This is a genomic window from Bacillus sp. FSL W7-1360, assembly GCF_038592975.1.
Classification (GTDB): domain Bacteria; phylum Bacillota; class Bacilli; order Bacillales; family Bacillaceae_D; genus Shouchella; species Shouchella lonarensis.
Window position 1 is genome coordinate 498824 of record NZ_CP151950.1, and the last position, 14395, is coordinate 513218.

Below are 14395 nucleotides of genomic sequence, written 5' to 3' on the forward strand. Positions count from 1 at the left end.
TGAATAACATATTGACAAAAGGGTAGCCTATGTATAAACTAATAATCAAATAATCATTTGATTGAGGTGGGTGGCGGATGACAACAAAGAAGCAAACGAAAGAAGTGTGTGAAACATTTTGCTATGACGAAGAAAAAGTGAGACGTGTTTCCTTATTAGTAGCAAAAGAGGATCTTGCGCCAGTCGCAAATATATTTAAAGCATTAGCAGATGAGACACGCTTGAAAATTGCTTATTGCTTGTTACAAGAAAAGGAACTATGCGTGTGCGACATTGCCACAATCATTGGTGCAACAACGGCGACAGCCTCGCATCACTTGCGGCATTTACGCTTGTTAGGCATCGCAAAGAGTCGCAAAGAGGGGAAACTCGTGTTTTATTCTTTACAAGACGACCATGTAAAAGACTTGGTTCATATTGCCAATATCCATAGTAAGGAGATGTCGGGTCATGGGTGAATCACTCGCGCGTGAAGACAAAAAAGAAATTTACCGTGTGAAAGGCTTTAGTTGTCCTGGATGTGCTGAAACGTTTGAAAAAAATGTGAAACGGCTAGACGGGGTGCAAGACGCTAAAGTAAACTTTACGGCTGAAAAGATTACGGTTTATGGCACAACCACGATAGCCGCATTAGAAAAGGCAGGCGCTTTTGAAAAGCTCGTTGTTAAAGTAGACGAAGAAGCTGGTCATGCCGCAGAAGATGTGAAAAGCACCTCATTAATAGAAAGGTATGGACATATTCTCATGGCGTCGTTTCTTGTGGTTGCTGGATTGATCCTGACTTTCTACACAGGTGCGCATTGGCTTTTTACAATTTTGCCGTTTGCACTTGCGATGATTATTGGTGGCTATACACTGTTTATAACAGGATTTAGTAATCTTCTGCACGCCCGCTTTGATATGAAGACGTTAATGACGATTGCAGTCATTGGTGCCGCTATTCTCGGTGAATGGGTTGAAGGAGCAATTATCGTTGTGTTGTTTGCGGTTGGTGAGACGTTGGAACGATTTTCGATGGATCGCGCCCGACAGTCCATTCGTTCGTTAATGGGAAAGACACCGAAGACTGCCACAGTGAAACGTGATGGTCACGAGGTGAGTGTAAAAGTAGAGGATGTCACAATTGGTGAAATGATGATTGTGAAACCAGGTGAGAAAATTGCATTAGATGGGACGGTTGTAACGGGGCATTCGACAGTGAATCAGGCCGCCATTACAGGTGAATCCTTGCCAGTTGAGAAGAAAGTGACAGACCAAGTGTATGCAGGGACGTTGAATGAAGAGGGCTGGTTAGAGATCGAGGTTACAAAACATGTGGCCGATACAACGATTGCGAAAGTCATTAAACTCGTTGAAGAAGCGCAAGCAGCGCGCGCGCCAGCACAAGCGTTTGTCGATCGGTTTGCTAAATATTACACGCCGGCAATTATCATTGTCGCATTACTTGTAATGATCATCCCACCATTGTTATTTGGTGCCTCTTGGTCAGCGTGGGTGTATCAAGGGTTAGCGGTGCTCGTTGTAGGTTGTCCATGTGCGCTTGTCATTTCCACACCAGTTGCCATTGTGACTGCGATTGGCAACGCCGCAAAACACGGTGTGCTCATTAAAGGCGGTGCGTATTTAGAAGCGCTCGGCTCCATGAAAGTCGTCGCATTTGATAAGACGGGCACATTGACAGCTGGCGTGCCTGCTGTGACCGATGTACGTATGCATGGGGTGTTCGATCGGGTAGAAGCACTTGCTTGTCTGGCGGCGCTTGAGAGCCGTTCACAGCATCCGCTCGCATCTGCGGTGTTAAAGCAGATCTCTGCGGAAGGGATTGCTTTTCAACAGTTGGAAGTGGACGATTTTTCTTCCATGACTGGGAAAGGGATTTGCGGTGTGATTGATGGTATCACATATTACGCGTGTCGTCCGGCATTTTTTCAGTCACGTTTAAAGGAAGTGGAGAACGCGTCATTACAAGCTGAAATTACCACCTTTCAACGTCAAGGAAAAAGTGTAATTGTATTTGGGACAGATCGCGACTTGATCGCCGTGCTGGCAATTGCTGACCAAGTACGTGAAGAAAGCAAGCACGTCGTCTCGAAGTTACAACAACTTGGGGTAAAGAAAACGGTCATGTTAACAGGTGATCATGAGACGACAGCACAGGCGCTTGCGCAAATGGTTGGGATCACAGAAGTACGCGCCTCGCTCATGCCAGAAGATAAACTTGATGCAGTAAAGTCGTACCGCGAGGAGCACGGAAAAGTTGCCATGGTGGGCGATGGGGTAAATGATGCACCAGCATTGGCAGCTGCAACGGTCGGCGTTGCGATGGGTGGCGCGGGTGTCGACACCGCACTCGAAACAGCCGATGTCGCACTGATGTCAGATGACTTAAAAAAGTTACCGTACGCGATGAAACTAAGTCGACGGGCTTTAGCGATTATTAAACAAAATATTTCTTTTGCGCTCGGCTTAAAATTGTTCGCTTTATTGCTTGTGATCCCAGGTTGGCTCACACTTTGGGTTGCAATTTTATCTGATGTTGGCGCGACGTTACTCGTCATTTTAAATAGCTTACGATTGCTTAAGGTGAAAGATTAACTGCCTATGACAAAAATCCCGCAGTAGCTGGGGGCGTTCATTCTTCCCGACTTCTTTTTTGAGGATGTAAATGCCCCCGGCTTTGTTTGTAAAACTCATGGAACAATTTCATTAATGCACGTTTCTCAATCCTTGAGACGTAACTACGCGAGATGTTCAATTTTTTTGCAATCTCCCGTTGTGTCTTTTCTTTATCCGTTTGTAAACCGAACCGACTCATTATCACTTCTTGCTCACGTGCGTCTAAAATATGGATATATTCATGTAGTTGTTTCTTCTCCATCTCTTTTTGGATAATATCAGCAATGTCATCAGATTCCTCTTGAATGACATCAATAAGAGAAATGATATTGCCTTCTTTATCCGTACCAATAGGATCTTGTAAAGAAACATCGCGCCTAACTTTTTTTAATGATCTTAAATGCATAAGGATTTCATTTTCAATGCATCGTGCTGCATACGTGGCAAGTTTGGTGCCTTTCCCGGCGGAATAACTTTCAATTGCTTTAATCAGACCAATCGTACCAATCGAAATAAGGTCTTCTGTGTCTTCACGTGTATTTTCGAACTTTTTGACAATATGTGCTACGAGACGGAGGTTGTGTTCAATTAAACGATTCCGTGCTTCAATATCTCCTTCGGCCATTAATTCAAGGCATTTTTTTTCTTCTGATTTATTTAATGGCTGTGGAAAGGCGTTATTTTTAACATAAGAAACAAAAACAACAATTTCTTTTATAAAGTACGTCATAGCTGCAAGGATGCTAGACATCGCACATTCCCCCTCCCATGCGTTGTTTTAATGTATGCACTGAATTGGGCTGGTGTGTCTGTACGATGTCAATTCATTAAAAAGTAGTTGGGATGAAATCGTAAAAAACCACTTCTGCATGTGAGAAGTGGTTTTTTAAGGTCGCTTGTACGGATGAATCCTACAAGCGTATATAAAACACGGGTGGGGAATTAGCCGTTGACAGCGTCTTTTAATTGCTTACCTGGTTTGAATGCAGGATTTTTTGTTGCTGCAATTTCAATTTCCTCACCTGTTTGTGGGTTACGACCTTTACGAGCAGCGCGTTCGCGGACTTCAAAGCTGCCAAAACCAACAAGTTGTACTTTTTCACCTTCTACAAGTGCAGATGTAATTTTCTCGAAAACTGCGTCAACAGCTTTTGAGGCATCCTTCTTTGCGATATCTGTTTCTTCTGCAACTGCATTAATCAAATCTGTTTTGTTCATTTTGAAAAACTCCTTTTCTTATTATAGAATGGCGTTCGTTCTTACTTAAGTACATGGCTTGCAAATGTCACAAGGACAAGGAGAGACGTGATGCCTGTCCTTAATTTACTTAGGAATGCTTGTGATGTCAAGGGTTAAGAGAAAAAGAGTAGGATTTTTTTTGTTTTTGGCTTGGAAGCCTCCTCTTATGATGAAAAATTTGGTACACTGGAAGAGGACTTCCCAAGCTTATGCTTTTTTAATTCTGATGTTACTAATCATGAGCCCAGCCAATGAAATCATGAGCACGGTATACATGGGTGCGCCAATGTTGCCATGAAATAATGAAAAGAAAACGAGTAAGCAGCCAGCAGCAGTAATGGGTAGCCCGATGAATTCATTTTGCGATTCAGTAATATTAAATCGGGCGAGGCGTAGTGCACCACAAGTGATAAAGAGAACAACGGCCACCCCACCGATAAAACCAATTTCCGTTAAACTTAGTTGAAAGATGAGAACAGCAGGTGCGACGCCAAATGAGACAAGGTCGCTTAAAGAATCCAATTGTTTTCCAAGTTCAGAGGTAATGTTTAATTTTCTGGCAAGATAGCCATCTAAACGATCGAGCATGGCAGCAATAATAATAAATAAAAGTCCTGCGTTCGTATTTCCTTGCAATGTCAGAAGGATAGCCGTGACGCCTGCACCTAAATTGGCCAGCGTGGCGATGTTTGCAAGTTGTGTTTTTATCTTTTTTGTTGTGATGGAAAGTTGTTCGAGCAAAAACATATGTTGTTCACCTCTTCTCTAGAAGGTCGATCCCCTTCTTGAACGTATATTATATCATAAAACAATGAGGAGTCGAAGAATATATCGCGTATCAATTTATTTTGGAAGTAAATATACAAGGATGCCGTTGGAGGATTTCATGAAAAAACAATTATTTCGTGCGTGTATTGAACTACATAATCACAAAGTAGCAAGCGCATTGTTAAAAAAATTTTCGCAGTCACGTATGAGTAAAGGTTTGATCCCGTGGTATTGTCGTACATATCAAGTTGACGTATCTGAAGCAAAAGCGCCAATAGATGACTTTGACAGTCTCCATCACTTTTTTATTCGAGAATTAAAAAAAGGTGCAAGGCCGATCGCTTTAGGTGAGAATGAAATGGTTGCTCCTGTCGATGGGGTTTGCGTGGAGGCAGGTGAAATGACGCCTGAGATGTGTTTTCAAGTGAAGGGAAAACAGTACGCAGCTGAAGAACTCCTTGGAGGGAAAGATGTGGCGAGCCAATATGAAAAGGGACAATACGTTGTCTTATATTTAAGCCCGAGCCACTATCACCGTATCCATAGTCCGGTTGATGCGACATGTGTATGTGAACGAGTGCTTGGCGGGCGTTCGTACCCCGTGAACGAATTAGGGCTCAAATACGGCAAACAGGCGTTATCAAAAAACTACCGACAAGTGCTCGAACTATTGTTACCATCTCAAAAAAAGATGGCACTTGTAAATGTTGGCGCGACAAATGTCAACAGTATTATCCGAACGAATAAAAGTGACATATGGAAGAAAGGAGAAGAAGTTGCTTATTTTTCATTTGGTTCGACGGTCGTTTTGATTTATGAGCACGGAACAGTCGATATAAAAGTAAAAAATGGGGACGAGGTGAGAATGGGGGAAGTGATTGGGGAGTTGTTGTAAAAGGCATCAGGACTGTTTTTAAAGATCATTGTGATCTTTAAAAACAGTCCTATTTTGGTAGATGTAATGACATAGTGCTGATCCAGATGGATGTACATCCCATAGTTGAAAAACGAAAAGCACCTCACCCTTGCAGTGATGCGGATGGAACAACCGCAATACCGTAAGGAGAGGTGCTTTTCATATGGTTCGTCTGTTCCCAGGCATGGAGCCTCACCGATTTTGAGGTTCACTGTTCACTCAGATGACTGCTGTTGTTTCTTTCGCTTTGTCGCATAGTAAGGTGCCATTTCATCACGTGTAGAAGACGGATGAAGGGGGATGCCGGTGCGGTAAGCAGAGCGCGAGATTTCAAGTGCCGAAATAGGCACCGTCATAAAAACAAACAAAATGGTGAGCAATACTTTCCCAATAAATTGTCCGTGATGGATAAGAAAATGTAAGAACGTCGCTGTCATAATCATCATGACACCAAAAGTAGCGTTTTTTCCGGTTGCATGTAGGCGAGAATACACATCAGGAAAGCGAATGATGCCAACGGCTGTCAATAGACCGAATAAGGAACCTACAATGACCAAAACAATAATAACCCATTCAATCACTGTCAAATAAATCGCCCCTCTCAAGAAACTTTGCCATTGCAACAGAACCAACAAAAGCAAGAATGCCGATAACAAGTAAGACTTCGGTATAAGCGACTGTATCGTGTAGCATCATGAGAATGCCAATGAAGCTAATTAATAACAATCCTAATGTATCTAAGGCGACGATCCGATCATATACGGTCGGTCCAATGACCGCGCGAACGAGACAGAGGAGCGCGGCGATTCCTAAAATGATTAGCGCGACCGATAAACATGTATTAAACATGGCGGCGGGTCACCTCCAATATGCTCGCCTCAAATGTTCGCTTCACTTGAGCGACCACGTCTTCAGGATTTTCAGCTTGTAATGCATGAATAAAAATTTGGGTGCCATCTTTAGAAAACTCAATGGACAACGTGCCAGGTGTGAGTGTCATTAAAAGTGCGAATAAGGCTTTTTCGCTATTCGTTTTTAATTCTGTCGGCACAGCAATGATGCCGGGGGAGATATTCATGTTTTTCCGTAACAGGATTTTCATTACGTCAATGTTTGCTAACGTCAATTCTCTTAAGAAAACACCCATCAGTTTGATCAATGACCATACACGATGCATGTAAAAGTACCCATCTTGAAAATGGACGAGGACGAGGACAACGACCATACCAATTGCATAGCCGACAATGAAGTCTGCCATTGTTAAGCTATTTTGAAACAATATCCATAAGAAGGCAATCGTGAAGTTTACTGCTAATTGAAACATCATGCTATTTCGCCTCCCCTAATACCGCATCAATGTAAGTGGTTGGATCTAGGAGCTGGTCGGCAATTTCTAGTGAATACAAGAAGACCGGTTCGGCTCCCAATCCAAGAATGATGGTTAATATAACTAACGGCACAATCGCAAGCAACGGTTTTTTGAGTGAGATGGCTGCTTGTTCTTCTGTATGTTTTTGTTCTCCCCAAAAGACATGTGAGAAAATCCTCATCATTGAAATCAACGTTAAAATGCCAACGACTAAAGCGACAGCGGCAATCCAGTAGTTTCCGATCGTTAAGCTTTCGCGTATTAACGGAAGTTTGCTGAAAAAGCCACTAAATGGTGGAATACCAGCTAATGATAAAGCGGAAATGAGGAACAGCCATGCCAGCCATGGATGCGTTTTTAGTAAGCCACCCATTTGCCTTAAATCGCTTGTTCCGGTCACTTTCTTTGTCGCGCCTTCGAATAGGAACAGTGATGATTTGACAATGATATGGTGGGCGATGTAAAACACGGCACCAGCAAGGGCAATACGCGTGTACAAACCGAGTCCCATAATAATATACCCGACATGACTAATGATGTTGTAAGGGAGAATTCGCTTGAAGTCGAATTGAGCAACCGCACCTAAAATCCCAAAGAACATCGTCAGTCCAGCAATCCATAGCAATAGTGTGTGTGTGAAACCCGTGTCGTTTGTAAAGATTAACGTAAAAGAGCGGATGATCGCATAAATTCCAACTTTTGTTAGTAACCCCCCACATAATGCTGCAATTGCTGCTGGTGGTCCGTAATAAGAGTTTGGCAACCAGAAGTAAAGGGGGAAGAGGGCGCCTTTCATTGCAAAGACAATAAAGAAAATCATCGCGACAACTTGCAGTGTGCCGGTTTGACCGATTTCTCCAATACGAACAGCAAGATCTGCCATATTTAATGTGCCCGTGATGCCGTATAAATAAGCGACACCAACGAGGAAGAGTGCAGAGGCAAATACGTTAATGACAGTGTATTTAAATCCCTCACGTAGTTGATAACCGGTGCCACCAAAAGCGATTAGAGCATAAGACGATAGGAGCATGACTTCAAAGAATACGAAGAGGTTAAATAAGTCTCCTGTTAAAAAAGCACCATTTACGCCAGTAAGCAAGAAAAAGTAGAACGGATAGAAGTAAAAGCGTTCTCTTCTTCGGTCAAGTGTGCAGAAGGCAAAGAATAAGCAAACGACACCGACGATGGAAGAAAGGACAACCATAAAGGTTGAAAATAAGTCACCGACAAAGACAATGCCAAAAGGTGCTTGCCAATTGCCTAATTCCAATGTTTGTGTCCCGTCTATATAGGAACGATAGGCTAAGTAGACGGAAACACATAGCAGAGAAATGACGGCGATACTACTAATGATGCGCTGAAGGCGCCCATATTTTGCAAAGAGAATTAACAAAGCCCCTACCGCAAAGGGGAGTATGACTGGTAGTATGAGTAAGTTATTCATCAGCAGATCCCCTCAATTTTTCAAGATCATCCGTTTTGTGTACTTTATACGTTCTGTAGCCAAGGACAACGAGGAAAGCTGTAATCCCGAAGCCGATAACAATCGCTGTTAAAATTAATGCTTGTGGTAGTGGATCCATAAAGTCTCCGTCACCAAGGTGGTATAAAGGTGGGTTTTTCCCCCCGAGTCCAGCCATGGTAAGAATGAGTAAATGCGCGCCATGAGAGAAGATCATGAGTGCAACGATGATACGTAAAATGCTACGACTGAGTAAAAGGTAGGTGCCAACTGCGAAGAGGACACCGATCATCACAAATACTAATAATTCCATTACTGATCATCCTCCGCAATTGTTAATGTGATGACCATGGTGACGGCAATGACGACGAGAAAGATGCCAAGGTCAAAGGGTAACGCCGTCGTCAGTTCTGTTTTCCCAAATAAAGGGAAATGGAAGTAATCAAAAAAATGTTCTAAATACGCTTTTCCAAAGATGACACCGATGAAACCGACGACAATCGTCAGCAATAACCCGATGGCAATGACCGGGACGAAGGAGATGCGCAACACCGCCGTCGCTTGTTTTTTGTCTAAAACAACGTAGACGAGAATAAAGGCACATGCTGCCATTAATCCGCCGATAAAGCCGCCGCCAGGGTTGTTATGACCTGCAAAGAACAAATACAGTGCAAATGCGAGCAGGAAGTAGATCACAATTGTAATAAATGTTCGTTGTAATATGTCGTGTGATCGTGAAAACTTCATACGTCTTCTCCTCCCTTAAAGCGATGTTTGACAAGCATAATCACTGCAAGTGCGACAATGCCGAGAACGAGTACTTCAAGCATGGTATCCAGACCACGGAAGTCAACTAAAATGACATTGACCATATTTGTACCGCCGCCAAGCTCGTATACATTTTCAATATAGTAATCGGAAATTGAGCGTAGTCCAATTTCTGTCCCAAACGAGTACGCACTAATGGCAATGACAGTGACAAAGAGACCGACAGCTGCGGAAATGGCGATGTGAAAAACTTTTGTTTTCTTTGAGCGAATTTCCTTTGTGATCTCTGGTAGATGCCTAAAGGCGAGTACGAGTAACACAACTGTGACGGTTTCAACAAGGAGCTGGGTCAATACTAAATCTGGTGCCCGGAAAAGCGCAAAAAATAGGGCCATCATATAGCCAATAATCCCGGCAAAGATGATGAGTGTGAGGCGCTGTTTAATAAACGGTAAGGCGATGGTCGCAGCAATGAAAATCAATGCAGCGATATACATAAACCATGGAATGTCAGTCATATGATCGATGCGGAAAGACCACGCATTTGTATAGGAGAACGTCCACGCGAGCAATGCCAAGATAAAGATGATCATGTAAGCGAAATAGTCACGAAGACGCCCAGTCATTTGTGTTCGTGTAATGGCTTGTGATGTCGCCGTTAACCCTATTAACCCTTGATCATAAAACCAATGGAGTGGATCACGGTCTCGTTTGTAGAGCGCTAGGTTTTGCCATTTCTTCATGAAAATAAACAGCACACTTCCAAGACAAACAACACCAATCGTCATCATTAGTTCAGTATTCACGCCATGCCAGAGACTTAACATCACACTAATTTGCCCAGGTGGAAGCGTAGGGAGCACACTCTCAACGGTTGGTTTTACAATGGTGTTCGCGAGTACGTTCGGGAATAACCCAAAAATAATCACAAGCGATCCGAGAATGAGTGGACTAATGAGTAGCCCAAGCGGTGCTTCGTGAACCGGCTTTTTAAACGATGATGGTTCAAATTGTCCGGTAAACGTTTTAAAGAACATAACTGCACAGTATAAAAAGGTGAAAATACTTGCGATCCAAGCAATGATTGGCAACAAGAGGCCAACGTCTCCTAATCCAAAAAAGCTGCGCTCGGTTGCTTTTATCATACTTGTAAAGAACATCTCTTTAGAAATAAAGCCATTAAACGGTGGTAAACCAGCCATGGCAGCGAGTCCAACAGCGGAAATCGTAAATGTGATCGGCATGATCGCCATTAACCCACCGAGTTTACGAATATCACGTGTGCCTGTTTCATGGTCGATGATCCCTGCTGTCATAAATAAGCTTCCTTTAAACGTTGCATGTGAAATTAAGTGGAAGACAGCGGTTGTGATCACGGCAATAGAAAATTCAGGATCGAGAAGTGGGGCAGAACCAACGCCTAATAAACACATGACGAGTCCAAGCTGACTGACGGTAGAGTAGGCAAGAATCCCTTTTAAATCTTTTTGTCTCACAGCGGAAATCGATCCCCAAGTTAAGGTGAGCAACCCGAAAATGGTTAAAATCCAAAACCATTCAGGGGACCCACCATAAATAGGCGTCAGGCGGGCAACGAGATAAATGCCGGCTTTCACCATTGTGGCAGAGTGTAAGTAGGCGCTAACAGGTGTCGGCGCAGCCATCGCATCTGGCAACCAAATATGGAATGGGAACTGCGCTGATTTTGTGAAAGCACCGAGCAAAATTAAAAGCATTGTCGCAATGAAAAGTGGACTGGAGACGACCACATCTAACTGGTCGATGATTTCACGTACACTGAAAGTGCCTGTAATGGCATAAAGCAAACAGAAGCCAGCAAGCATGGCAAACCCGCCAAACACAGTAATTAGCATCGATTTTTGCGCACCATAGATGGATTCTTTTCGGTGGAACCAATAACTAATTAAGAGCGCCGAGGCAAGGCTTGTGAGTTCCCAAAAAATATAAAGCGTGATCAAATTGTCGGATAATACGACACCAAGCATCGCACCCATAAATAGCAGGAGGTAAATGTAAAAATGATGGAGCCGCTCTGATTTTTTATTTAAATAGTAAATCGAGTAAAAAACGACAAGCGTACCGATACCGGTAATCAATAAGGCAAATAGTAAGCTGAGCCCATCAACATATAAGTTAAAGTGAATGCCTAGTGACGGTACCCAAGGGAGGGTCAATAACATGGTTTCCCCGCTTGTCGTCATCGGTAGAAATGAGATAAAGAAAATAAACAATGAAGCTGGAACGAATAAAACAAACCAGCCTGTATGTAATTTTTTCGTGTATGGGTAAATCATAGGGATGATAGCCGCCACGATAAATGGAGCGAGAATAGCTAAATGAACACTAGACATGTCCTGCCTCCTTTTTTATAGATGTCCCGTTGATCGTCAAATGAGGGGATCTTCGTCATTATAACGTAAATGAAGCAGACGTGCACCCCCTGAGATACGTGTAACGCTGCTCAAAAACAGACTTATTAATATGTACAAACGAGGTGATTTTAGCAAAAAAAAAATTAAAAAGGTGTCAGTATAAGTTGTGCCCTAAAATGTCAAACCTATGATAACAGAAGTCGAAGGTCGGAAGTTCAAATATAGAATATAAGCGGTTGAGAGAGGAAATACTGAACATAAAATTTGTGTCTCCGGTGGCTGACTGCTGTTCGCTAGAAAGGGTGATGGCTTATTCGATTAAAACCTAAAGTACTCATTTGTATAGCTGTGTTCATGATTTTGTGTGTAAGTGGATGGTGGTTGGATAGCTTAGGTGAAACGTATACACGTGGACCAGATCGTTCCGGAATTTCTATAAAAAAAAATGATCCAAACCGCTTTTTGCCGCGTGAATATATTAAATGGTTTCCACAAGATACGGGCGAACAACAGAAAAAGGACCTGTAACGGTCCTTTTTTATATCAATTGAGGGTAGGGTTATGAAGACAGCTTAATACGATCAATGAGAGAGCGACGATGGAGCTCATCGTGGATTAAATCAATAAAATCTTGTTGAAGTTCTAATTCAATTGCTTTATGGTATGTCTCGATCAAGAGTTCGTCTGATAGCGTGTGCATTAGGTCCCGTCGTTAAGAGCGACAGGTTCACCTCCTCGCGAAAATATAGTGATGGGTATTAGATCAATTGCTGTTTCATGTGCACAATTGAGATAAGATAACGTTTGAATGCTTGTGAAAGGGACAAATCATTTACTAAGCACAGTGTAGCACGTTTGTAGAACTGGAACAATCGTTCTAGCTATCCACATAACTATGTGGATAGCTTGTGGGCATTGTGTGAATGTGTACTCATTTTTATTGACATAAAAGGATTTATTTCGTGGACAACGTTATCCACAGTTGGAAGTGGTGTCTGGTTTTGTCGGAAAGTTTTTTTAGTTCGACACATATCGGATGAATTCTCTTGATTGATAAAATGTGTTTTTAACGGTATAGTGAGTGTTTGATAAGTTCTTTTGCAGAAGTTTAGAGACATCGGTTCGTCATGTACATAAGAAAAGAGGTTTTATATGATGTTGAAACATTTACTACCGGATCAATATGTGAAGAACATCTATGAGATTGATGTGGCAGAACTAAGTGAGCGCGGTGTAAAAGCAGTAATTACAGATTTAGATAACACATTGGTCGCGTGGGACTACCCGACAGCAACGGTTGAAGTTTGTGAGTGGTTTGGGGCTCTGAAAAAAGCTGGTTTCCAAATTATGGTTGTGTCAAATAATCATGAAAAACGTGTAAAGGATTTTTGCGATCCAGAGAAAGTAAGATTTATTTATAATGCAAGAAAACCGCTCAAGCGTGCATTTCAGCAAGCGTGTAAGCAAATGGCGGTTCGTCCCGAGGAAGCCGTTGTTGTAGGTGACCAAATGTTTACGGATGTATTAGGTGGAAACCGAGCCGGCCTACATACAATTCTTGTTGTGCCGGTCGTCAAAACGGATGGATGGATGACAAGGATGAACCGGCGGATGGAGCGAATTGTGTTAAAATGGATGAGGAGAAAAGGGTATATTACTTGGGAGGACAAGTCATGACAGAGAAGACAACAAGCTTGCATTGTTCTGGTTGTGGGATCGCAATCCAAACAGATGACCCACAACAGCTAGGCTATGCGCCAAAAGTAGCATGCGCGCGCGATGTTGTTGTATGTAGACGTTGTTATCGGTTGACACATTACAATGAAATGCAGCCTGTACAAATGTCGGATGATGATTTTTCCGAACTGTTTCAAACGTTATACGACAAGCATGCGCTTATTGTAAAAGTGATTGATGTATTTGATGTACACGGAAGCTGGATTACGGGGTTACAGCGATTTGTTGGTCGCAATCAAGTTTTGCTTGTTGCAAATAAGGTGGATTTGTTACCGAAATCAACGAATCGTGGAAAAGTCCGTCACTGGCTTAAGAAAATGGCTGCTGACTTTGGATTAAAACCAGTTGATGTCTTACTCATGAGCGCGGAGACAGGTGAAAATGTAGAAGACGTCTGTGCGCACATTGATACGTATCGTCGTGGGAGAGATGTGTATGTCGTTGGTTGTACAAATGTAGGTAAGTCCTCTTTTATTAATGACATTTTGTCACGTAGTGCCAAAGATGCCCACCCGCCACTTGTAACGACGTCTCATTTTCCCGGAACGACGTTACAATTTATTGAAATTCCATTAGAAGATGAGCGTATGCTCGTTGATACACCTGGATTAATTAATCGCCATCAAATGGCACATCTTTTGTCTCCAGAAAGTTTAAAGGCTGTTACGCCAAAAAAAGAATTGAAACCACGTGTATACCAGTTGCAAGAAGAGCAAACGTTGTTTCTTGGCGGTCTTGCACGACTGGATTTTAAAAAAGGTGCGCCTGCTTCGTTTATTGTGTACGCAGCAAATAGTGTTCCAATTCATCGTACAAAGTTGTCGAATGCAGATGCGCTTTTTGAACAACATATTGGGACGTTACTTAGTCCTCCTACTCCGCAGGAGACGTTGCCCGCGCTGGAACGACATGTTTTTCGACTGCAAGCAGGACGCGTGGATGTCGTATATGCTGGATTAGGCTGGGTGACGGTACAAAGTGATGGTGTTGCAATTGAAGCGTACGCACCCGCCGGTATTGGCGTTTCTGTAAGAATGTCGATGCACGCATAGCCAGAAGTCGGAAGTCAGGGGCCAGAGGTCAGAGTAAGAAAAGACTTCTGGCGACTGAATGCTGTATTACGG

The 14395-nt window shown here is 42.8% G+C and carries 17 protein-coding genes; 6 read left to right on the forward strand and 11 right to left on the reverse strand.

Going from position 1 to position 14395, the window contains the following annotated elements; translation table 11 throughout:
- Nucleotides 1–77: 77 nt before the first annotated feature.
- Both NSQ26_RS02485 and NSQ26_RS02490 read left to right on the forward strand, forming a co-directional pair.
- A complete protein-coding gene (locus NSQ26_RS02485) occupies nt 78–458 on the forward strand; it encodes an ArsR/SmtB family transcription factor (protein WP_090775635.1) in 381 nt (126 codons plus the stop codon).
- A complete protein-coding gene (locus NSQ26_RS02490) occupies nt 451–2595 on the forward strand; it encodes a heavy metal translocating P-type ATPase (RefSeq protein ID WP_499719032.1) in 2145 nt (714 codons plus the stop codon). The genes NSQ26_RS02485 and NSQ26_RS02490 overlap by 8 nt, the downstream gene beginning before the upstream one ends.
- Nucleotides 2596–2632: 37 nt before the next feature.
- On the opposite strand, the gene sigK is transcribed toward NSQ26_RS02490, so the two are convergent.
- The 3 genes from sigK to pssA form a co-directional block, all read right to left on the reverse strand.
- Nucleotides 2633–3367 (reverse strand): RNA polymerase sporulation sigma factor SigK, encoded by a 735-nt coding sequence (gene sigK / locus NSQ26_RS02495; protein ID WP_090775633.1) that lies wholly within the window; start codon nt 3365–3367, stop codon nt 2633–2635.
- 191 nt (nt 3368–3558) lie between these two features.
- Entirely contained in the window at nt 3559–3834 is a 276-nt protein-coding gene (gene hbs / locus NSQ26_RS02500) for a non-specific DNA-binding protein Hbs (protein ID WP_090775632.1), read from the reverse strand.
- Between the two features lie 228 nt (nt 3835–4062).
- Complete coding sequence (pssA, locus tag NSQ26_RS02505) at nt 4063–4602, reverse strand: CDP-diacylglycerol--serine O-phosphatidyltransferase (RefSeq protein ID WP_090775631.1); 540 nt, start codon at nt 4600–4602, stop codon at nt 4063–4065.
- 139 nt (nt 4603–4741) lie between these two features.
- Between pssA and NSQ26_RS02510 the strand changes: the two genes are divergently transcribed.
- The gene (locus NSQ26_RS02510; RefSeq protein WP_499719033.1) at nt 4742–5518 is read left to right on the forward strand and encodes a phosphatidylserine decarboxylase; all 777 of its coding nucleotides are present in this window, start codon (nt 4742–4744) and stop codon (nt 5516–5518) included.
- Between the two features lie 236 nt (nt 5519–5754).
- Here NSQ26_RS02510 and mnhG read toward each other — a convergent pair whose 3' ends face one another.
- From mnhG to NSQ26_RS02545, 7 genes are read right to left on the reverse strand one after another with little or no spacing between them, the layout of a single operon-like run.
- Nucleotides 5755–6120: a monovalent cation/H(+) antiporter subunit G gene (gene mnhG, locus NSQ26_RS02515; protein WP_367576292.1), complete on the reverse strand. Its 366-nt coding sequence runs from the start codon at nt 6118–6120 to the stop codon at nt 5755–5757.
- On the reverse strand, nt 6113–6388 hold the full coding sequence (locus NSQ26_RS02520; protein ID WP_499719034.1) for a Na(+)/H(+) antiporter subunit F1: 276 nt from the start codon (nt 6386–6388) through the stop codon (nt 6113–6115). Before NSQ26_RS02520 ends, mnhG begins: the two co-directional genes overlap by 8 nt.
- Nucleotides 6381–6866, reverse strand: a complete 486-nt coding sequence (locus NSQ26_RS02525) for a Na+/H+ antiporter subunit E (protein ID WP_090775836.1) — start codon at nt 6864–6866, stop codon at nt 6381–6383. Before NSQ26_RS02525 ends, NSQ26_RS02520 begins: the two co-directional genes overlap by 8 nt.
- A gap of 1 nt (nt 6867) precedes the next feature.
- A complete protein-coding gene (locus NSQ26_RS02530) occupies nt 6868–8355 on the reverse strand; it encodes a Na+/H+ antiporter subunit D (RefSeq protein ID WP_499719035.1) in 1488 nt (495 codons plus the stop codon).
- Nucleotides 8348–8686 (reverse strand): Na(+)/H(+) antiporter subunit C, encoded by a 339-nt coding sequence (locus NSQ26_RS02535; protein ID WP_090775838.1) that lies wholly within the window; start codon nt 8684–8686, stop codon nt 8348–8350. The genes NSQ26_RS02530 and NSQ26_RS02535 overlap by 8 nt, the downstream gene beginning before the upstream one ends.
- On the reverse strand, nt 8686–9120 hold the full coding sequence (locus NSQ26_RS02540) for an MnhB domain-containing protein (protein WP_090775839.1): 435 nt from the start codon (nt 9118–9120) through the stop codon (nt 8686–8688). The genes NSQ26_RS02535 and NSQ26_RS02540 overlap by 1 nt, the downstream gene beginning before the upstream one ends.
- On the reverse strand, nt 9117–11513 hold the full coding sequence (locus NSQ26_RS02545) for a Na+/H+ antiporter subunit A (RefSeq protein WP_499719036.1): 2397 nt from the start codon (nt 11511–11513) through the stop codon (nt 9117–9119). Before NSQ26_RS02545 ends, NSQ26_RS02540 begins: the two co-directional genes overlap by 4 nt.
- Before the next feature lie 402 nt (nt 11514–11915).
- Between NSQ26_RS02545 and NSQ26_RS02550 the strand changes: the two genes are divergently transcribed.
- A complete protein-coding gene (locus tag NSQ26_RS02550) occupies nt 11916–12062 on the forward strand; it encodes a hypothetical protein (RefSeq protein ID WP_499719037.1) in 147 nt (48 codons plus the stop codon).
- A gap of 31 nt (nt 12063–12093) precedes the next feature.
- Here the strand turns inward: NSQ26_RS02550 and NSQ26_RS02555 are convergent, their stop codons facing one another.
- A complete protein-coding gene (locus tag NSQ26_RS02555) occupies nt 12094–12234 on the reverse strand; it encodes a sporulation histidine kinase inhibitor Sda (RefSeq protein ID WP_090775841.1) in 141 nt (46 codons plus the stop codon).
- A gap of 455 nt (nt 12235–12689) precedes the next feature.
- Here NSQ26_RS02555 and NSQ26_RS02560 point away from each other — a divergent pair, with 455 nt between their 5' ends.
- Together NSQ26_RS02560 and yqeH are read left to right on the forward strand one after the other, a co-directional pair.
- Nucleotides 12690–13211, forward strand: a complete 522-nt coding sequence (locus NSQ26_RS02560) for a YqeG family HAD IIIA-type phosphatase (protein ID WP_090775996.1) — start codon at nt 12690–12692, stop codon at nt 13209–13211.
- Nucleotides 13208–14323: a ribosome biogenesis GTPase YqeH gene (yqeH, locus tag NSQ26_RS02565; protein ID WP_499719038.1), complete on the forward strand. Its 1116-nt coding sequence runs from the start codon at nt 13208–13210 to the stop codon at nt 14321–14323. The genes NSQ26_RS02560 and yqeH overlap by 4 nt, the downstream gene beginning before the upstream one ends.
- Nucleotides 14324–14395: the final 72 nt, after the last annotated feature.